We start from the raw sequence: 20,236 nt of genomic DNA, 5'->3' as shown, positions 1-20,236 counted from the left end.
GTTGTTTACTTTTTTTGAATGTTTATGGAGCTTGAGATTATGAAAGCATTGCTCGACTTATTTAAACAAGTCCAACCCGATGAAAACTTTGAGGCCATCAAAGTCGGCTTGGCGTCGCCTGAAAAAATCCGCTCATGGTCTTTTGGCGAAGTCAAAAAGCCTGAAACCATCAACTACCGCACGTTTAAACCTGAACGTGATGGTTTGTTTTGCGCGAAAATTTTCGGCCCGATCAAAGATTATGAATGCTTGTGTGGCAAATACAAACGCTTGAAGCACCGTGGCGTGATTTGCGAGCGTTGTGGCGTTGAAGTGACGTTGACCAAAGTACGTCGTGAACGCATGGGTCACATCGAACTGGCGGCGCCTGTGTCGCACATTTGGTTCTTGAAATCATTGCCATCTCGCTTGGGTATGGTGCTGGACATGACATTGCGTGACATCGAACGTGTGTTGTATTTTGAAGCCTATGTCGTGATTGAGCCTGGCATGACGCCGCTCAAACGTTGCCAAATCATGACGGAAGACGACTTCTACGCCAAAACTGAAGAGTACGGCGATGAGTTCCGTGCACTGATGGGCGCAGAAGGCATCCGTGAGTTGTTGCAAAACTTGGACACGCCAGCGGACATCGAACGCTTGCGCGCTGAGCTGCAAGCGACATCGTCTGATGCGAAAATCAAAAAAATCGCCAAACGCTTGAAGATTCTTGAAGCGTTCCAACGTTCAGGCATTCGTCCTGAATGGATGGTAATGGAAGTGTTGCCTGTCTTGCCACCTGATTTGCGTCCATTGGTGCCATTGGATGGTGGCCGTTTTGCCACTTCTGATTTGAACGATTTGTACCGTCGTGTGATCAACCGTAACAACCGTTTGAAACGCTTGTTGGAGTTGCGCGCGCCTGAAATCATCACGCGTAACGAAAAACGCATGTTGCAAGAAGCGGTTGATAGCTTGCTTGATAACGGTCGCCGCGGTAAAGCGATGGCGGGCGCGAACAAGCGTGCGCTCAAATCTTTGGCCGACATGATCAAAGGTAAGGGCGGTCGTTTCCGTCAAAACTTGTTGGGTAAACGTGTGGATTACTCCGGTCGTTCGGTGATTGTGGTCGGTCCACAGCTGAAATTGCACCAGTGCGGTTTACCAAAATTAATGGCTTTGGAATTGTTCAAACCCTTCATTTATAACAAACTTGAAGTTCAAGGTTTGGCGAACACCATCAAATCTGCAAAACGCATGGTTGAAATGCAAGAGCCAGTGGTTTGGGACATCTTGGAAGATGTGATCCGTGAGCATCCGGTCATGTTGAACCGTGCGCCAACGCTTCACCGCTTGGGTATTCAAGCGTTTGAACCGGTGTTGATTGAAGGCAAAGCCATTCAATTGCATCCACTCGTTTGTGCGGCCTTTAATGCCGACTTTGACGGTGACCAAATGGCGGTTCACGTGCCTTTGTCGATCGAAGCGCAAACTGAAGCGCGCACATTGATGTTGGCATCGAATAACATCATGTTCCCCGCATCAGGCGAACCATCGATTGTGCCGTCTCAAGATATCGTCTTGGGTCTGTACTACGCCACCCGTGCGAAAACCAACGGCATCGGCGAAGGCATGTTCTGTGCTGACGTGAATGAAGTCCGTCGTGCGTATCAAGCGGGCGAATTGGCGTTGACCACACGCATCACTGTGCGCATCACTGAAGTCGACATTGACAAAGAAACGGGCGAGCGCACCACACGCATGAAACGTTATGAAACGACGGTGGGTCGTGCGTTCTTGTCAGAAATTTTGCCAGCAGGTTTGTCGTTCGAAATCATGAACAAAACGCTGAAGAAAAAAGAAATCTCTAAATTGATTACTTTGGTTTTCCGTAAATGTGGTTTGAACGAAACTGTATTGTTTGCTGACCGCTTGAAAGAAAACGGTTTCAGCTTGGCGACCCGTGCAGGTATTTCAATTTGTGTGGACGACATGTTGATTCCAGCCGCCAAAGAAGGTTTGATTGCTGCTGCTTCGAAAGAAGTGAAAGAAATCGAACAGCAGTATTCTTCTGGTTTGGTGACTTCAGGCGAACGTTACAATAAAGTGATTGACATTTGGGGTCGTGCCGGTGATCAAGTCGGTAAAGCGATGATGGAACATTTGTCGACGGATCCTGTGTTGGACCGTCATGGCAATGAAACCCGTGAAGAATCGTTCAACGCGATTTACATGATGGCCGACTCAGGGGCGCGTGGTTCAGCAGCGCAGATTCGTCAGCTCGCGGGTATGCGTGGTCTGATGGCCAAGCCAGATGGTTCGATCATTGAAACGCCGATCACGGCGAACTTCCGCGAAGGTTTGAACGTTTCTCAATACTTTATTTCAACCCACGGTGCACGTAAAGGTTTGGCCGATACGGCATTGAAAACAGCGAACTCGGGTTACTTGACCCGTCGTTTGGTTGACGTGACACAAGATTTGGTTGTGGTTGAGGACGATTGCGGTACATCGAATGGCGTGGCCATGAAAGCCCTCGTTGAGGGTGGTGAAGTCATCGAAGCGTTGCGTGAGCGCATTTTGGGTCGTGTGGTGGTGGCCGATGTGATCAACCCTGAAACCCAAGAAACGGTGTTTGAAGTCGGTACGATGCTCGAAGAAGATCAAGTTGAATTGATCGAAAAATTGGGCATCGATGAGGTCAAAGTCCGCACGCCGTTGTCATGCGACACGCGTTATGGTTTGTGTGCGAAATGTTATGGCCGTGACCTCGGTCGTGGCGGTTTGGTCAACAAAGGTGAGGCTGTGGGTGTGATCGCAGCGCAATCGATTGGTGAGCCTGGTACTCAGTTGACCATGCGTACCTTCCACATTGGTGGTGCAGCATCGCGTCAAGCGGTGGTGTCTAGCGTTGAAGCCAAATCAAACGGTATTTTGCGTTTCACCAACACCATGCGTTATGTGACCAACACCAAAGGCGAGCAAATCGTGATTTCTCGTTCAGGTGAAATCATCATCGCTGATGATTACGGTCGTGAGCGCGAACGCCATAAAGTGCCTTACGGTGCGATTTTGTTGTTCGTTGATGGTGCGCAAATTAAAGCGGGCACACAATTGGCGACATGGGATCCGTTGACCCGACCTGTGATTACCGAGTACGCCGGTCGTTTGAAATTTGAAAATGTCGAAGAAGGTGTCACTGTTGCCCGTCAAATTGATGAAGTGACTGGTTTGGCGACTTTGGTGGCGATTGATCCGAAGCGCCGTGGTTCTTCAACCTCTAAAACCGTTCGTCCACAAGTGAAATTGTTGAATGAATTGGGTGAAGAAGTGAAAATCCCAGGTACGGAACATCCTGTGACGATTGGTTTCCAAATCGGCGCGTTGATCATGGTGCGCGATGGCCAAGAAGTGGGTAAAGGCGAGGTGTTGGCGCGTATTCCAATGGAATCGCAAAAAACCCGTGACATTACCGGTGGTCTCCCACGTGTGGCCGAGTTGTTCGAAGCACGTTCACCAAAAGACGCGGGCATGTTGGCCGAAGTCACAGGTACGGTGACCTTTGGTAAAGAAACCCGTGGCAAACAACGTCTGGTCATCACTGACCTTGACGGTGGCAGCCATGAGTTCTTGATTGCCAAAGACAAGCATTTGTCTGTGCATGATGGTCAAGTGGTCAACAAAGGTGAGGTCATCATTGAAGGCCCCGCCGATCCACAAGACATTTTGCGTTTGTTGGGTATCGAAGCTTTGGCGACTTACATTGTCGACGAAGTTCAGGACGTGTATCGCTTGCAAGGCGTGAAAATCAATGACAAGCACATTGAAGTGATTGTGCGTCAGATGTTGCGTCGTGTCCAAATCGTTGATGCGGGCGACACCAAGTTCATTCCAGGTGAGCAGGTTGAGCGTTCTGAAATGTTGATCGAGAATGAACGCATGGTGGCTGCGGAGAAACAACCCGCAACTTACAGCAATGTCTTGTTGGGTATCACCAAAGCATCGTTGTCGACCGATTCGTTCATCTCTGCGGCATCGTTCCAAGAAACCACACGTGTCTTGACTGAAGCGGCGATCATGGGCAAACGCGATGAACTGCGTGGCTTGAAAGAAAATGTCATCGTGGGTCGTTTGATTCCAGCGGGTACGGGTTTGGCTTTCCATCGTGCACGTGCGAACAAAAAAACGCATGATCAGAACCGTGCGCAGCAAGAAGCCGCGATTTTCGATGACGCCCCAGCCTTTGCGGTTGAAGGCGATGGCGATGTCATGGACTTCACGCAAACACCGTCAGCGGAGTGATGTTGACATCCATTTGACAAGTGTTTGAATTGTTAATAAAAAAACCCGCATCTTGGATGCGGGTTTTTTGTATCATGAATTCTTCCAATGTTTCGCTCGCTTGTGATGGGTTGCACAATAGGGCTGGCTTCAGTATGGGTCAAACCTTTCTTGCATGTGTTTGAGCTCAGGGGGTTTTGATTGGAGAACGGGCTCGACATCTAAAAAATCCAAATAAATGTGCACATAAAAACAACCGATGATTGACGGGTTTCGTTATAAAAAATAAAGAGGCAAGCAATGAGAATCCATTTTCGTCCAAAGTTGTTGGATTGTCTCGGCAATTACAACACAAGCATGTTGCTGTCCGATGTATCGGCGGGCATCACAGTGGGTGTGCTCGCTTTACCGCTGGCGATGGCTTTTGCGATTGCGTCGGGCATGAGCCCCACGGCTGGGATTTGGACAGCGATTGTGGCAGGTTTCATCATCTCGACATTGGGCGGTTCGCGGGTTCAAATTGGCGGCCCAACAGGGGCTTTCATTCCGATTGTGTATGGCATTGTTGTGCAGTATGGCGTGCAAAATCTATTGATTGCCACCATGATGGCGGGCTTGATGCTGTTGGCGATGGGGTTTTTTCGCTTGGGAAACCTCATCCGTTTCATTCCTGTGTCTGTGGTGATTGGCTTCACCAATGGCATTGCGGTGGTGATCTTTTTATCTCAAATTAAAGATTTTCTAGGCTTGAATATTGAGCAACTGCCGGGTGAGTTTTTTGCCAAAATTAAAAGCCTTTTTTTCCATTTAAACACATTGGATGTGCCGACGGTGCTTGTGTCTGTTGTGTCATTGTTGCTTTTACTTGTCTGGAGTCGTGGGGCACGCCGTTTTGAGTGGATGCGCCATGCACCAGCGCCATTGGCGGTGTTGGTCGTCATGACTGCTGTGACATCGTGGATGCATTGGCCTGTTGAAACAATTGGTTCTCGTTTTGGCGGGATTCCTCACAACATTCCCTCTCTGAGTTTTCCAACTTTGGATCTGTCCTTAATGGGGCAACTCATTTCACCAGCGCTCACCATTGCATTGTTGGGAGCGATCGAATCGTTGTTGTCGGCACGGGTGGCCGATGGGTTGATTGACGATCGTCATGACCCCAATCAGGAGTTGATGGCGCAAGGTGTGGCCAATTGCATTGCCCCCTTGTTTGGTGGTTTTGCAGCCACGGGTGCAATTGCACGAACAGCGACCAATGTCAAAACAGGTGGGCGCACGCCCATTGCGGGGATGGTTCATGCGTTGGTCTTATTGGCGGTGGTGTTGGCATTGGCGCCGTTGGCGAGCAGCATTCCATTGGCGACATTGTCTGCGATTGTGGTGGTGGTTTCGTTGAATATGGGCGAATGGCATGCGTTTAAAGAGTTGAAACGTTATTCAACCCCTTATCGCAGTGTGTTGCTGAGCACCTTCTTTGTGACGGTGGTGTTTGATTTGACTTTGGCGGTGGAGCTGGGCATGGTGTTGGCCAGTTTGTTTTTTATTTACCGCATGTCTGATTTAACCCATATCGAACGGATTCCATTGGAGGATTTTTATGGTGTTGAGGGCTTGTCGCGAGAGGATGGTACACCGCGTATTTTGGCCTTTCGTGTGTTTGGCAGCTTGTTCTTTGGGGCGGCAAATAAAATGGAGTCGCAACTGGTCAACCTCAACGCGCAGCCCAACGTGGTGATTTTGGACATGGGTAAGGTCATCAACATCGACACCACTGGGATGGACATCATCCGCATGATGCATAAAAACTTAATTAGACAAAATGCCGTATTGGTGTTGTGTGAGTTAAATGATCAACCGGCTTCCATCATTCGACGGTCGGGTTTCTTTAAAGACATCCATGCAGAAAATGTGTGTGGCAACCTCACTGAAGCATTGATTCGTGCGCAAAGCATTGAGTCCAGTGCCCATCCGCCCCTCTAAATTGTAGTTTTTTATACGCCTGTGGCTGCCGTGACAATGATTTCAACTAGAAACTCACTGCCTGCCAATGGCGATTGCACGGTTGCCCGTGGTGGCGCATGGCCTTTGATGTCTTTCACCCATTCATCCCACGCCTCATTCATCCCATCGTAATCCAACATGTTGCTCAAATAGATTTGAGCCATGAGGATGCGAGACTTATCCGTCCCAGCTTTGTGTAGCAAGGCATCCACCATGCTCAGCACTTCTCGTGTTTGGCCCACGATGTTTTGTGTGGTGTTGTTGGCAATTTGCCCAGCAAGGTAAGCAACACCATTGTAAACAGCCATATCTGAATAGCGGTCTTCAATATTGTGGCGAGAAATCATGATTGATCCTAAAAAAATATGGATGAGTAACAAAGGAAGAGGAAAGTGAAAGCAGCTGTGATAAGTCGTTTTCCCCATAGAAACATGGGGTACAACATGGATTTTAAAGTATTTATCTTTGTGCGTGTCTCATTTTTTTATAGAAGCATGGCGCTGTCTTCTCGCAATATGAAAATAACTATCACCGTGTGAAAAAGTGCTTGCAGCTGGCTGACACAGCGCATAGAATATAAAACAATTGCAAATACATCTTTGGTAAAGGTGCTGCGAGGTTAACATGATTGACATGAATATTTAACAATAACAAGTTCTTAGGAGACCCAAGCATGGCTGCACAACACAATGTGGGCGTGGACATTGACACGCAAGAAACACAAGAATGGTTAGACGCTTTAGGTGGCGTCATTGAAAACGGTGGCTCACAACGTGCGGCTTACTTGATCGACCAAACAATCTCATACGCGCGCACGCATGGCGTGCATCAACCTTTCAGCGCACAAACGCCATACATCAACACCATCCCCGTTGACCAACAGCCCCGCATCCCTGGTGATCAAGACATTGAGCACCGCATCCGTGCGTATGTGCGCTGGAATGCGATGGCCATGGTGTTGCGTGCCAATAAAGACACCAATGTGGGTGGTCATATTGGTTCATTCCAATCATCTGCAACCTTGTATGAAGTGGGTTACAACCATTTTTGGCACGCGCCTTCAGCGACGCATGGCGGTGATTTGGTGTTTTCACAAGGCCATTGCTCACCAGGCATTTACTCACGTGCGTACTTGCTGGGTCGTTTAAGCGATGTACAAGTCGATTCATTCCGCCAAGAAGTCGATGGCAACGGTATTTCATCGTACCCACACCCTTGGTTGATGCCTGATTTTTGGCAATTCCCAACGGTGTCAATGGGTTTGGGGCCGATCATGGCGATTTACCAAGCACGTTTCATGAAATACATTCAAGACCGTGGTTTGCAACAAACTGAAGGCCGTAAAGTTTGGGCATTTTTGGGTGATGGCGAGACCGATGAGCCTGAATCATTGGGTGCGATTGGCATGGCTGGGCGCGAACGCTTGGGTAATCTCGTGTTTGTCATCAACTGTAATTTGCAACGCTTGGACGGCCCTGTTCGCGGCAATGGCAGCATCATTCAAGAGCTCGAATCCGAATTCCGTGGCTCAGGCTGGAATGTCATCAAAGTCATTTGGGGCACGAAGTGGGATGCGTTGTTTGCACGTGACAAAAAAGGCATTTTGATGCAACGTTTGGGTCAAATCGTGGATGGTGAATACCAAACGATGAAGTCCAAAAACGGCGCGTATGTGCGTAAAACTGTGTTCAACACGCCTGAGCTCGAAGCTTTGGTCGCCGACTGGTCTGATGACGACATTTGGGATTTGAACCGTGGTGGCCACGATCCACACAAAATTTATGCAGCTTTCAAAGAAGCGCAAGATGCGACGGACATGCCCACTTTGATTTTGGCAAAAACGGTCAAAGGTTACGGCATGGGCGCGTCAGGCGAAGCGCAAAACACCGTGCATCAACAGAAAAAAATGGCGATTGAAGACATTCGCGCATTCCGTGATCGTTTTGAAATCCCAGTCAAAGACGAAGACCTCGAAAAAACACCACTGGTTAAGTTTGAAGAGGGTTCAAAAGAACTCGAATACATGCGCGCGCGTCGTCAAGAACTGGGTGGCTACTTGCCACAACGCCGTCGTAAGACCGACGTTGAACTGGTGATCCCGCCATTGTCTGCTTTTGAACCTTTGCTGAAAGAAACGGCTGAAGGTCGCGAGATTTCAACCACGATGGCTTTTGTGCGCATGTTGAACATCTTGCTGAAAGACAAAAACATCAACAAATACATCGTGCCGATCGTCCCTGATGAATCGCGTACGTTTGGTATGGAGGGCTTGTTCCGCCAGTTGGGTATTTGGAACCAAGATGGTCAAACCTACACGCCGCAAGATCATGACCAATTGATGTTCTACAAAGAGTCAAAAACAGGTCAAGTGCTGCAAGAAGGCATCAACGAAGCGGGCGCAATGTGTGACTGGATTGCGGCTGCAACGTCGTACTCAACGCACAACTTGCCGATGATTCCGTTTTATATTTTCTACTCAATGTTTGGTTTCCAACGCATTGGCGATTTGTGCTGGGCGGCGGGTGACATGCGTTCGCGTGGTTTCTTGGTCGGCGGCACCGCTGGTCGCACCACATTGAATGGCGAAGGTTTACAGCACGAAGACGGTCACAGCCATTTGTGGTCAGGTGCGATTCCAAATTGTGTGTCGTATGATCCAACCTTTGCTTATGAAGTGGCTGTGGTCGTGCAAGACGGCATGCGTCGCATGTACCAAGAGCAAGAAGACGTGTACTACTACCTCACGGTGATGAATGAAAACTACGCACACCCAGCAATGCCAGAAGGTGCGGAGCAAGACATCATCAAAGGTTTGTACGCATTCCGTAAATCAGGCAATGCGCAAGTGCGCTTGATGGGCTCAGGTACGATTTTCAATGAAGTGATGGAAGCGGCGACCTTGCTCAAAGTCGACTGGAATGTTGACGCTGATTTGTACGCCGCGCCAAGTTTTGTTGAGTTGTCACGTGACGGTATTGCTGCTGAACGTCAAAATCTGCTGAACCCAACGGCTGCACGCACCGTATCTCACGTTGAAAAAATCTTGGGCGATTCTAAAGCACCTGTGGTGGTGGCAACTGATTACGTTCGTGCTTTGCCTGAGCAAATCCGCGCTTTTGTTCCAGCACGTTACACAGTGCTTGGCACCGATGGTTTCGGTCGTTCAGACACGCGTGAAAAATTGCGCCATTTCTTTGAAGTGAACCGTTACTGGGTCACGGTGGCTGCGCTTAAATCATTGGCTGATGAAGGCACGATCTCCAGCGAAATCGTTGCACAAGCGATTGCCAAATACAATTTGGACGTGACGAAACCCAACCCCATGACGGTTTAAGTGTTGACAGGAGAATCTATGAGTACAGTAATTCATGTTTTGGCTCAGTTTAAAGTTCAACCTGAGCACATTGAGACTGCACGCAATATTTTTGCCAAACTGATCCAACATACGCAACAAGAGGAGGGCTGTTTGTCTTACATGTTGTTGAACGCCACACAAGACAGCAGTTCATTTACCTTTGTTGAGCGGTGGGCGAGTGAAGATGCACTGAAAAAACATGAAGGTGCTGCTCATCTGATCGAAGCGGTTTCGAATATTGGGTCATTACTTGTGCAAGCACCTGATGTTCAGACCTATCGCGAAGTTTGATGGCTAGCCACACAAATAAAATGAGGAAGACAAAATGAGTCAATTAGTAGAAGTGAAAGTCCCAGACATTGGTGACTACAGCGATGTACCCGTCATCGAAATCCACGTTAAAGTCGGCGATACCATTGCCGTTGAAGATTCATTGGTGACATTAGAATCAGACAAAGCCACGATGGATGTGCCATCAAGCGCAGCGGGTGTGGTCAAAGAAATTAAAGTGGCATTAGGCGATAAAATTTCTGAAGGGTCTGTCGTGGTCATCGTTGAAGCTGCTGGCGCGAGCGCAGAGACTGCCCCTGTTTCTGCCCCAGCCCCTGCTGCTGCACCAGCAGCGCCTGTTGCAGTTGCTGCTCCTGTGGCCGCAGCAGCGACAGGTGGTGCCGTTGAAGTCAAAGTCCCTGACATTGGTGACTACAGCGATGTGCCCGTCATCGAAATCCACGTTAAAGTTGGCGATACCATTGCGGTTGAAGATGCGCTGGTGACGCTTGAATCAGATAAAGCCACGATGGATGTGCCATCGAGTGCTGCTGGTGTGGTGAAAGAAATCAAAGTGGCTTTAGGCGATAAAATCTCTGAGGGCTCGGTTGTGGTCATCGTTGAAGCTGCGGGCAGTGCGTCTGCGCCTGCTCCCGTGTCGGCTCCAGCAGCACCCGCCGCATCGGCCGCTCCAGCGCCTGTTTCAGCAGCACCAGCCCCAGCCGTTGCTGCTGCGTCGGCCGCACCTGCTGTTGCCGTTGCCGCATCAAAAACAGCCCATGCCTCGCCGTCGGTGCGCAAATTTGCACGCGAACTCGGTGTGGACATTGGCCTTGTTAAAGGTTCTGGCATTAAAGGTCGCATCACCCCCGACGATGTGCGTGGTTTCATCAAGTCGGTCATGACGGGTCAAGTGGCTTTGGCGGGGGCGGCTGTGGCAGCACCAGCAGGTGGTTCAGGCGTTGGCTTGGATCTGTTGCCTTGGCCAAAAGTCGATTTCACCAAGTTTGGTGAAATCGAATCACAACCGATGTCACGCATCAAGAAAATTTCTGGCGCGAATTTGGCGCGCAACTGGGTCATGATTCCGCATGTGACGGTCAACGAAGATGCTGACGTGACTGAGCTCGAGAACTTCCGCGTTCAAATGAACAAAGAGTACGAGAAACAAGGCGTCAAATTCTCAATGCTCGCATTCATCATCAAAGCGGTGGTGCAAGCCCTGAAAAAATTCCCAGAGTTCAATGCATCGATCGATGGTGACAACCTCATCCTCAAAAAATACTTCCACATTGGTTTCGCAGCCGACACGCCAAATGGTCTGATGGTGCCTGTTATCAAAGATTGTGATAAAAAAGGTGTGGCGCAAATTGCAACAGAAATGAGCGATTTGGCGAAACAAGCCCGCGAGGGCAAACTCAAGCCCGCCGACATGAGTGGCGGTTGCTTTACCATTTCATCACTGGGTGGCATTGGCGGCACGTCGTTCACGCCGATCATCAATGCACCTGAAGTGGCCATTTTGGGCGTGATGAAGTCAGCGATGAAACCTGTGTGGAATGGTAAAGATTTCACCCCTCGTTTGATCTGCCCATTGTGCTTGTCATTTGACCATCGCGTCATCGACGGTGCAGCGGCTGCGCGATTCAATGCCTATTTGGCTGCGGTTTTGGCGGATTTTCGTCGGGTGTTGATGTAAGCTTTGTCATTACGGGCTTGATGCGCAATCCCCACTAAAAAGGAGATTGTGCAACAGGCGCGGCATCATTGCAGTATCCACATTAAAGGAATGCCATGTCTTTGACTTTATATACGAATCCCATGTCGCGCGGCAAAATCGCCGAATGGATGCTTGCTGAAGTGGGTGTGCCGTACGAAAAAGTTGAACTTGAATACGGTGCAGCGATGAAAACCCCAGAGTTTTTGGCACTTAACCCGATGGGTAAAGTACCGACTTTGGTGCATGACGGTAAAGTGGTGACTGAAGCGGCGGCAATTTGTTTGTATCTGGCCGATGTTTTTCCTGAGGCCCATTTAAAACCACTTGAGTCTGAACGTGCGGATTATTATCGCTGGACGGTTTTTGCCACGGCCACTCTGGAGCAGGGTTTGGCATTTCACGGGGCAGGCATCGTGTTGGATGAACGTCAAAAAGCACAAATGGGTTGTGGCGATTCTGAACGGGCGGTTCAAGCATTGGTGGGTCACTTGTCACGCAATGCTTATGTTGCAGGCGAGCGCTTTACTGCCGCAGACGTGTATGTGGGTTCGCAGCTTAACTTTTTTGTGCGTCTGTTCAAAATGGTGCCGACCTGTGCCGCGTTTGATGATTATTTAAATCGCGTCACATCTCGCGCCGCATTTCCAATGTAAAAATAGGGTGAACCATGAAATACACAGGAAGTTGTCATTGTGGTCAGTTGAAGTTTGCAATTGAAGCCGACATCAAGCAAGTGGTGGAATGCAATTGTTCACATTGCCGTCGCAAAGGTGTTCGGTTGTGGTTTACATCAAAAGCCGCTGCACATTTGGTCATGCCTGAAGGCAGTTTTAGCACGTATTTGTTCAACAAGCATCAAATTGCACACCATTTTTGCAAAACCTGTGGTTGTGCACCATTTTCGATTGGAATTCCCCCAGATGGTAAAGGGGAGTCGGTGGCGATCAATTTGAATTGTTTGGATGAAGAATTGAGCTTGGATGGTGTGGATGTGGTGCATTACGACGGCATCAATCATTAAGCTCCTGTCATTGTCGCGCAGCGAAATCCATTCAAATGTGCCATACGTATTGATGGTGAACACAGTGCTGAGTTAGATGGTGTGCCACACACCCACTGAATTGTAGTCGGCATTATCTGCAGCGAATGATGAGTAACCAAAAAAATAGAGGAAGACAAAAATGAGTCAATTAATAGAAGTTAAAGTCCCAGACATCGGCGATTACAGCGATGTGCCTGTGATTGAAATCCATGTCAAAGTCGGTGATGTCATCGCGGTTGAAGACGCGTTGGTCACACTGGAATCAGACAAAGCCACCATGGACGTGCCTTCGAGTGCAGCAGGTGTGGTCAAAGAAATCAAAGTCGCCATGGGCGATAAAATCAGCGAAGGCACGGTGGTCGTATTGATCGAAGCCGCAGGTGCCGTCGCAGCAGCACCCGCCGCCAGCGCGCCCGCAGCAGTGGCCGCACCCGCGCCAGCTGCCGCAGCACCCGCACCTTCGGCAGTGGTTGTCCCTGCAGGTTCATACAACGGTCCTGTTGATGTGGAGTGTGAAATGCTTGTTCTCGGTGCGGGCCCTGGTGGTTATTCGGCCGCATTCCGTGCCGCTGATTTGGGTATGAACACTGTGATTGTTGAGCGTTATGCTACCCTCGGCGGCGTGTGCTTGAATGTGGGTTGTATTCCTTCAAAAGCCTTATTGCACACCGCAGCCATCATGGATGAAGCGCAGCACATGGGTTCGCACGGCATCAATTTTGCCGCACCGACGGTTGACCTCGACAAATTACGTGATTACAAAGCCAATGTGGTGAAAAAACTCACGGGTGGCCTCGCTGGTATGGCGAAAGCACGCAAGGTCACCACCGTGCGCGGTATCGGTAAATTCATCGACCCGAACCACATGGAAGTGACCGAAACCACAGGTACAGGCTCAGAAACCACCGATGTGAAAAAAGTGGTGCGTTTCGCAAAAGCCATCATCGCTGCAGGCTCGCGCGTGGTTAACTTACCTTTCATTCCACAAGATGATCGCATCGTCGACAGCACCGGCGCACTGGAATTGCGCCAAGTGCCAAACAAAATGCTCATCATCGGTGGCGGCATCATTGGCCTCGAAATGGGTACGGTGTACTCAAGCCTCGGCGCACGTTTAGACGTGGTTGAAATGCTCGACGGTCTCATGCAAGGTGCAGACCGCGACCTCGTTAAAGTTTGGCAAAAATACAACGAAGCGCGTTTTGACAATGTGTACATCAACACCAAAACCGTCGCCGTGGAAGCGAAAGACGATGGCATTTACGTCACCTTCGAGAAAGCCAACGACAAATCCACCGCCCCTGCCGAGCCACAACGTTACGACCTCGTGCTTGTTGCCGTCGGTCGTGCACCCAATGGTTTGCTGATTGATGCCGATAAAGCCGGCGTTGCGGTCACCGATCGTGGTTTCATCAATGTTGATGCACAAATGCGCACCAACGTGCCACACATCTTTGCGATTGGTGACATTGTCGGACAGCCCATGCTCGCGCACAAAGCGGTGCATGAAGCACACGTGGCCGCAGAAGCAGCATTTGGCGAAAAATCATACTTTGACGTGCGTCAAATTCCATCGGTTGCCTACACCGACCCCGAAGTGGCATGGGCTGGCATGACCGAAGATGCCGCCAAAGCACAAGGCCTTAAAGTGGGCAAAGGCGTATTCCCATGGGCTGCATCGGGTCGCGCAATTGCCAATGGCCGTGACGAAGGTTTCACCAAGCTGATTTTTGACCAAGACACCGGTCGCGTCATCGGTGGCGGCATCGTCGGCACAGGCGCGGGCGATTTGATCTCAGAAATTTGCTTGGCGATTGAAATGGGCGCGGACGCAGTGGACGTGGGTAAAACCATCCACCCACACCCAACGCTTGGCGAATCAGTCGGCATGGCGGCGGAAGTGTTTAAAGGGCATTGCACGGATTTGCCGCCGCAGAAGAAGAAATAAGATTTTAGATGTAGTAAAAAAGAACGCCACAAGGGTATACTTGTGGCGTTCTTTTTGTTATGCACTTGTAGTTCTCACCATAGAGATTACTTATGACGCGTATGAAATTTAAAATCACATTTTTATTGCTCTCACTGTGGAGCCTTACAAACGAAGTACACGCTGAAACTTCGGATGCGGAGTCTCAGAAGATTATCGCTAACCAAGAGGGTAATTTGTTGAATGGGCAAGCAGCCATCCGTGTTTCAAATGCAAACAAGGTGGAACTGTTTCCAAATACAAACTGTATCAATTCAGATGATAAAAAAGGCATCCAAGCAGCCGCTGGCGGGGCCGGTTTTTCAATGTGGGGTAAGCCCAAAAGAGTCGGTATGCCCAGTTCAAAACTGTCCGAAAATGGGAGTTACGCAGAATATAATGTGGCAGCAAATGCACCGCTTATATTGAAAATTGAAACAGAAACTTTGAATGAGCATACGCGCTTTATTTGTTTAGGTGCTTCAATAAAATTTACTCCGCTGGCTGGGCACAATTATGAGGTGTATATGGATCAGGATTTTTATCCACATACGTGTAAGTTGTCCGTTTCGGAGCTGGCTTTTGATCCATTAAAAAAATTAAGTACCGCTCAGCCATTTCCTTTAGTGAAAGCGGCAAAGAAATGTAGTCAAGACGTTTCAAATTCATTGCCAACGACAATAGATACAAACAAGCAAAATGTATCTTCCAATGATGTTCAAGTGACAGATGAGGTTGTTGCGGGTAAGTTGCATAGCAGAAAAATTGTCTTTTTAAAGGGTAAGGACAGCGCGGTGGGGGAGCAAATATTGACCTATGATGTTTACGGCAACCTCATTCGTGCCGATTTGTCTGGTGACATTCCAACGCCTGTGAGTATTTCAGGAACAGAAGTTTTTATAGCGCCTAAGGGCAAGGCCACTGTTTTAGGAAAAAACAATTACATACACATGGGGAGTAACTCAAAAATTGAGGTTCATCCAGATGGTGATATTAACAGCCGCTAATTCAAATGTTCAACATGCTTGGTCGTTTGGGTGAAGAGTAGGTTGAGGTGAATGTTGTCCATGACGTTTGCACATAATATCCCTCGTTTGTGAGCGGAGTTCTCACCATGATGCATCATGGTGAGTTTCAATAAAAGTACTGTTGCTTAAAATTGGGTTGTTTATAGAAAGGAAGCAAATCTTTTGCTTCCTTTTTTTAACGAAAAAAAACGGAAGGATGTTTTTGGTTTTCACCATTAATTTTGAAAGACTACCTTTTATTTGAGGATTTTCGTCTAAAAATTCGATTTTTAATTGCCTGCTCTATGACTGGTAATGGATTCGAGATTCAGTGAGGGTTTTTGGATGTGAGTTGTAAAAATAAAAAACTGTCTGACATGGCAGTTTTTTCAATTGTCTTTACAAAACTTTACATTAGAGACAATCGAGCGCAACACAACAGACTTAAAGTGAAGCACCAGACAATAAATAAAAGTAAAAGGATTTTTTATGAAGCTTCTACCCAAAATAGAAACAAAATACTGGGTATCATTATTTGTGGCCAGTGTTTTTGGTGCAGATTTGGGCGACTTTATCTCTGATTACCTGCATTTAGGCAATTTTAATGGACTGCCTTTTCTGGCCGCGTTTTTAGCCCTTATTTTTATTGTCGAAGAAAACAGCCGTTGGCACAGTTATGCTTTCTTTTGGGCAACGGTGATTGTCATTCGAGCCGCAGCAACCAATATCGGCGACGGTTTCCACAGTTTCAACATCAGTTTTGCCGTATCGATTCCCTTGCTTGCTTTTTTACTGCTGCTTGCCACCATTCGTTATCAGGCCGCCAATCGCAACAAACCCGTGCAGGACAACATCATCAATGTGGATGCGTTTTACTGGGTGTGCATGATTTTAGCGGGCACTTTAGGCACGCTGATTGGCGATTGCAGTTCTTTTGTTTTGGGATTTGGTACATTGGGCACCACCGCTGTGTATGGTGCAGGATTTTGTTTGATGCTGTTTTTGGGCTATAAATGCGATTTGTTGCTTCAACCTTTTTACTATTGGGGTATTGTTGCGCTCATTCGTTCATCAGGCACGGGTGCGGGGGATTTTCTCTCACATGAGGTTTTTGGTTTGCCCTTGGGCACGGCAATCACGGGTTTGGTGTTTGTTTTATGGACTGCTTTTTGCTATCGCATCCAACCTGACACAGCCTTAAATTCAATGACACAAAGGGAAAAATGAAACACTTAATCAACGTCAGTATCGCTGCAAGCATTGTCTTGGCGGCTTGCACATCAACCCCAAATAACAACAGCCCGCAAAAAACGGTGTGGGGCAACGTTTACGGAGGTGCGGACAAGTCGTTTGACTCACAATTGTTATTGCTGCGTGAACAAGTTGCACCTAAGTTTCAAACCCTGACTTTCACTGATCCTGCGACGGGTTTATCTATGGACTACAGCCTGTTTGTGCCCAAAGATTATGACCCTGCTAAAAAATACCCTTTGGTGATGTTCATCGCCGATGCGAGTACAGCAGGTTTGGGTGCAATGGCGCCGCTTAAGCAAGGTTATGGCGGGATTATTTGGGCCACCGATGCGGAGCAGGCGAAGCACCCGAGCTTTGTTTTAGTGCCTGCGTTTAAAGGACAAAAAAATGCACATGGACCGAACAGCGCGGTGAATGATGACTTTCAAGTCAGCCCAGAAGTCGATACGGTGTATCAATTATTGAACCATGTCGTTGGGCAATACAGCATTGATCACAATCGACTGTACGCCACGGGGCAATCCATGGGCGGCATGATTTCGTTTTACCTCAATGCCAACCATCCTGACTTATTTGCCGCGTCATTGTTTGTCAGCAGCCAGTGGGACATCAAGGTTTTAGAACCATTGGCAAAAATGAAATTTTTTTACGTCGTCTCAAAAGGGGATGAAAAAGCGTCGGGCGGCATGAAAGAAGTGGGCGACATGCTTAAAAAAGATGGTGTCAATTTTGGCAGTACAGAATTTGCCGCCAATCTGTCTGATGCCGAGCAAGAGCAGCACATTGAAAGCTTGCTCAAACAAGGCAATCACATCAATTTTGTGCAATTCACCGCCAATACGGTCGCGCCGCAATCCTATATGAAGAGTAGTGGCGGTGCGGAACACATGTATGCATTTGACCACGCTTATTTATTAAGCGATGTGCGCGATTGGTTGTTTCAACAAAACAAAGAATCGCCAAAACAATCAGCCGCTCGACAAATGCTCAACGATGGTTTGAATTATTTCAACGGCACAGGGGTGGCGCAAGATTATGCCAAAGCCGCTCAATTGTTTCAAACTGCATGGCAAGGGGGCGACATGAAAGCACCTCGTTACCTGGGCATCATGGCCGAAGAGGGCTTGGGTGTTGCTGTCAACTACGCCGAGGCCGCCACCTATTATCAAGCCGCTTCGAATGCAGGTGACATCACTGCCGCCGCCAGAATGGGGGCGTTGTATGAAAAAGGCTTGGGCGTTCAACGGAGCATCGCCGAAGCCCTCAAATGGTATTTAAAGGCCGCATCAACACCAGAAGAAGCGGCACAAAACATCCACCCACGTGTGTTGGCTGTGTCGCGCTTGGGTTATTTTTATGAAAAAGGCGTGGGTGTTCAACAAGACCTCAACCAAGCAAAAAGGTGGTATCGGTTGGCCGCAATGGATCATGACCATGCTGCGATGGCTGCCTTGAAACGGTTACCATGACCTTTTGGATGGGATTGACGGGTGTGACATCACGGCATGTGTGATGTGGGTTAAGTGAATTAAATGCCGTTGTCACGAGATGTTAAGCCCAATCATCATGCCGTGATTGGTAAGTCACCCATGTTTAAGGGGACCATTAATGGCGGAGATTCTGCTTGTTTGTCCCCATGCCCAGATGTTCGCTTGGGGGCGCTGGCCTGAGCTTCCGAGTCGATGTGCGTGATAAGCGGATGTGTATGTGTGGCTGACTTGCTTTTTTATTCGTGTGTTTTTGTGCTTTGAATGCGTTCGCATTCTTCACGGTAGGCGACTCCCCAAGCGTGCATGGCATAAATTACTGGAAGTAAGGTGCGGCCAAACGCGGTCAGTGAGTATTCGACCTTGGGTGGGATGACGGGGTAGACTTCACGGTGAATCAAGCCATCGGCCTCAAGCTCGCGCAGTTGCAGTGTGAGCATGCGTTGAGTGATGCCCGCCATGCTGCGTTGCAGGCTGTTGAAGCGTTGCGTGCCATTGATCAAGTGGTAAATGATCAAGGCTTTCCATTTGCCGCCGATGATGTCCAAGGTGGTGTTGACGGGGCAAAAAATGGTGGGCTGTGCTTGGATGGCGTTGGTTGGTTTCATGGTGTTCACAACAGTATAAAAAATGTACGTACTTATTAAAAATACCCTTTGATTGTATAATACATCACATTCATAAGTGATTGAACAGAAAAGGAAATTTTATTATGCGCATTCCAGAGTTGGATCGAATCAATGCTTTGGCGCGGCTGGCTAAGCTGCGCGCTTTGAGCCCAGTGGAGTTGGCTGAACGTGAGGTTCTGCGTCGGCGTTATATGCAGGCGGTGACGGGGCAGGTGGGCAATGTGTTGGGGGTGATGACCGTGATTGATCTTGAGGGCAATGATGTGACACCTCAAAAATTACGTGAGGCTCAGCAGTCTGGGTTGATGCCACAAGTGGGTTTTTAATAGGGGGGTATGCAATGAGAAAAGTACGTCAAATTTACAATGCCACATCGAGTCATTGGGTGGGCAATGGGTTTTTGGTGCAACCTTTGTTTTCACACATGGGTGAGGACAAGCAAACGGATCCATTTTTGATGTTGGATTATGGTGCGCCTCGTGTGTTTGAGCCGAACGCTGGGCGGCCGCGTGGTGTGGGTCAGCATCCGCATAAAGGTTTTGAAACGGTGACCATCGCGTATGCAGGTGAGGTGGCGCACCGTGACTCGTCGGGTGGTGGCGGTGTGATTGGTGCCGGTGATGTGCAGTGGATGACGGCGGGCCGTGGCATCATTCATGAGGAGTTTCATTCGGAGGCTTTTGGTCGCACGGGTGGTGAGTTTGAAATGGTGCAGTTGTGGGTAAATTTGCCGAAGAAGGACAAAAACACCAGGCCGCGTTATCAAGAATTATTGGGTCAAGACATTCAGGTGGTTCCTTTGAATGACGGTGCAGGTTTTGTGCGTGTGATTGCGGGTGAGTTCAATGGTGTGATTGGGGCTGCACAGACCTTCACTGAAATGAATGTGTGGGATGTGCTGTTGAATCCTTCTGCATCGACGACCTTGACCGTGCCTGAAGGGCATAACCTGTTGATGGTGGTGTTACGCGGAGAGGTGCTGTTGAATGGCGGTGATGAAGCGAAACAAGGGCAATTGATCGGCTTTGACATGATGGGGGGGGATGTTCAGTTGCAAGCGACGGGTGATGCCGCTGTGAAGATTTTGCTGCTGTCGGGTGTGCCGATTGATGAGCCTGTGGTGGGTTATGGGCCTTTTGTCATGAACACCGAGGCGGAAATTCAACAGGCCATTACCGATTTTAATCAAGGACGATTTGGTCAAATTGTTTGAAAATGATTTTAAACCTTGAGGGTAAAAAAGGT

At 48.7% G+C, this 20,236-nt stretch carries 15 protein-coding genes; 13 read left to right on the top strand and 2 right to left on the bottom strand.

The window, feature by feature from the left end; genetic code table 11:
• Positions 1-39 precede the first annotated feature (39 nt).
• Positions 40-4,281 (top strand): DNA-directed RNA polymerase subunit beta', encoded by a 4,242-nt coding sequence (rpoC, locus tag DTO96_RS00610; RefSeq protein ID WP_114561725.1) that lies wholly within the window; start codon positions 40-42, stop codon positions 4,279-4,281.
• 279 nt (positions 4,282-4,560) lie between these two features.
• A complete protein-coding gene (locus tag DTO96_RS00605; RefSeq protein WP_114561724.1) occupies positions 4,561-6,240 on the top strand; it encodes a SulP family inorganic anion transporter in 1,680 nt (559 codons plus the stop codon).
• Between the two features lie 11 nt (positions 6,241-6,251).
• On the opposite strand, the gene DTO96_RS00600 is transcribed toward DTO96_RS00605, so the two are convergent.
• Positions 6,252-6,608 (bottom strand): RidA family protein, encoded by a 357-nt coding sequence (locus DTO96_RS00600; RefSeq protein WP_114561723.1) that lies wholly within the window; start codon positions 6,606-6,608, stop codon positions 6,252-6,254.
• Positions 6,609-6,934: 326 nt separating this feature from the next.
• Here DTO96_RS00600 and aceE point away from each other — a divergent pair, with 326 nt between their 5' ends.
• The 9 genes from aceE (at position 6,935) to DTO96_RS00555 (ending at position 18,344) form a co-directional block, all read left to right on the top strand.
• Positions 6,935-9,595: a pyruvate dehydrogenase (acetyl-transferring), homodimeric type gene (aceE, locus tag DTO96_RS00595; protein ID WP_114561722.1), complete on the top strand. Its 2,661-nt coding sequence runs from the start codon at positions 6,935-6,937 to the stop codon at positions 9,593-9,595.
• A gap of 18 nt (positions 9,596-9,613) precedes the next feature.
• Positions 9,614-9,907: a putative quinol monooxygenase gene (locus tag DTO96_RS00590; protein ID WP_114561721.1), complete on the top strand. Its 294-nt coding sequence runs from the start codon at positions 9,614-9,616 to the stop codon at positions 9,905-9,907.
• Between the two features lie 34 nt (positions 9,908-9,941).
• Positions 9,942-11,585, top strand: a complete 1,644-nt coding sequence (gene aceF, locus DTO96_RS00585; protein WP_114561720.1) for a dihydrolipoyllysine-residue acetyltransferase — start codon at positions 9,942-9,944, stop codon at positions 11,583-11,585.
• Positions 11,586-11,680: 95 nt separating this feature from the next.
• Positions 11,681-12,259 (top strand): glutathione S-transferase family protein, encoded by a 579-nt coding sequence (locus DTO96_RS00580; RefSeq protein ID WP_114561719.1) that lies wholly within the window; start codon positions 11,681-11,683, stop codon positions 12,257-12,259.
• A 14-nt stretch (positions 12,260-12,273) separates the two neighbouring features.
• Positions 12,274-12,627, top strand: a complete 354-nt coding sequence (locus DTO96_RS00575; protein WP_114561718.1) for a GFA family protein — start codon at positions 12,274-12,276, stop codon at positions 12,625-12,627.
• A gap of 160 nt (positions 12,628-12,787) precedes the next feature.
• A complete protein-coding gene (lpdA, locus tag DTO96_RS00570; protein ID WP_114561717.1) occupies positions 12,788-14,596 on the top strand; it encodes a dihydrolipoyl dehydrogenase in 1,809 nt (602 codons plus the stop codon).
• 92 nt (positions 14,597-14,688) lie between these two features.
• On the top strand, positions 14,689-15,621 hold the full coding sequence (locus DTO96_RS00565; RefSeq protein WP_114561716.1) for a hypothetical protein: 933 nt from the start codon (positions 14,689-14,691) through the stop codon (positions 15,619-15,621).
• 489 nt (positions 15,622-16,110) lie between these two features.
• Positions 16,111-16,848, top strand: coding sequence for a COG4705 family protein (locus DTO96_RS00560; protein WP_114561715.1), 738 nt, complete (start codon positions 16,111-16,113; stop codon positions 16,846-16,848).
• Positions 16,845-18,344 (top strand): alpha/beta hydrolase-fold protein, encoded by a 1,500-nt coding sequence (locus tag DTO96_RS00555; RefSeq protein ID WP_114561714.1) that lies wholly within the window; start codon positions 16,845-16,847, stop codon positions 18,342-18,344. Before DTO96_RS00560 ends, DTO96_RS00555 begins: the two co-directional genes overlap by 4 nt.
• Before the next feature lie 257 nt (positions 18,345-18,601).
• On the opposite strand, the gene DTO96_RS00550 is transcribed toward DTO96_RS00555, so the two are convergent.
• Complete coding sequence (locus DTO96_RS00550; RefSeq protein WP_114561713.1) at positions 18,602-18,970, bottom strand: winged helix-turn-helix transcriptional regulator; 369 nt, start codon at positions 18,968-18,970, stop codon at positions 18,602-18,604.
• Between the two features lie 104 nt (positions 18,971-19,074).
• Between DTO96_RS00550 and DTO96_RS00545 the strand changes: the two genes are divergently transcribed.
• Entirely contained in the window at positions 19,075-19,317 is a 243-nt protein-coding gene (locus DTO96_RS00545) for a DUF896 domain-containing protein (protein WP_114561712.1), read from the top strand.
• Positions 19,318-19,331: 14 nt separating this feature from the next.
• Positions 19,332-20,204, top strand: a complete 873-nt coding sequence (locus tag DTO96_RS00540) for a pirin family protein (RefSeq protein WP_114561711.1) — start codon at positions 19,332-19,334, stop codon at positions 20,202-20,204.
• Positions 20,205-20,236 lie beyond the last annotated feature (32 nt).

The sequence above is a fragment of the Ephemeroptericola cinctiostellae genome, assembly GCF_003339525.1.
In the GTDB taxonomy this organism is placed as follows: domain Bacteria; phylum Pseudomonadota; class Gammaproteobacteria; order Burkholderiales; family Burkholderiaceae; genus Hydromonas; species Hydromonas cinctiostellae.
The sequence above is the reverse complement of the archived record's forward strand: the minus strand, read 5'-3'. Positions and strand labels throughout refer to the sequence as shown.

Bases quoted from the DNA above. Each gene is read 5' to 3' on its own strand.
- rpoC (WP_114561725.1), top strand. From the start codon at position 40: ATGAAAGCATTGCTCGACTTATTTAAACAAGTCCAACCCGATGAAAAC.
- DTO96_RS00605 (WP_114561724.1), top strand. From the start codon at position 4,561: ATGAGAATCCATTTTCGTCCAAAGTTGTTGGATTGTCTCGGCAATTAC.
- DTO96_RS00600 (WP_114561723.1), bottom strand. From the start codon at position 6,608: ATGATTTCTCGCCACAATATTGAAGACCGCTATTCAGATATGGCTGTT.
- aceE (WP_114561722.1), top strand. From the start codon at position 6,935: ATGGCTGCACAACACAATGTGGGCGTGGACATTGACACGCAAGAAACA.
- DTO96_RS00590 (WP_114561721.1), top strand. From the start codon at position 9,614: ATGAGTACAGTAATTCATGTTTTGGCTCAGTTTAAAGTTCAACCTGAG.
- aceF (WP_114561720.1), top strand. From the start codon at position 9,942: ATGAGTCAATTAGTAGAAGTGAAAGTCCCAGACATTGGTGACTACAGC.
- DTO96_RS00580 (WP_114561719.1), top strand. From the start codon at position 11,681: ATGTCTTTGACTTTATATACGAATCCCATGTCGCGCGGCAAAATCGCC.
- DTO96_RS00575 (WP_114561718.1), top strand. From the start codon at position 12,274: ATGAAATACACAGGAAGTTGTCATTGTGGTCAGTTGAAGTTTGCAATT.
- lpdA (WP_114561717.1), top strand. From the start codon at position 12,788: ATGAGTCAATTAATAGAAGTTAAAGTCCCAGACATCGGCGATTACAGC.
- DTO96_RS00565 (WP_114561716.1), top strand. From the start codon at position 14,689: ATGACGCGTATGAAATTTAAAATCACATTTTTATTGCTCTCACTGTGG.
- DTO96_RS00560 (WP_114561715.1), top strand. From the start codon at position 16,111: ATGAAGCTTCTACCCAAAATAGAAACAAAATACTGGGTATCATTATTT.
- DTO96_RS00555 (WP_114561714.1), top strand. From the start codon at position 16,845: ATGAAACACTTAATCAACGTCAGTATCGCTGCAAGCATTGTCTTGGCG.
- DTO96_RS00550 (WP_114561713.1), bottom strand. From the start codon at position 18,970: ATGAAACCAACCAACGCCATCCAAGCACAGCCCACCATTTTTTGCCCC.
- DTO96_RS00545 (WP_114561712.1), top strand. From the start codon at position 19,075: ATGCGCATTCCAGAGTTGGATCGAATCAATGCTTTGGCGCGGCTGGCT.
- DTO96_RS00540 (WP_114561711.1), top strand. From the start codon at position 19,332: ATGAGAAAAGTACGTCAAATTTACAATGCCACATCGAGTCATTGGGTG.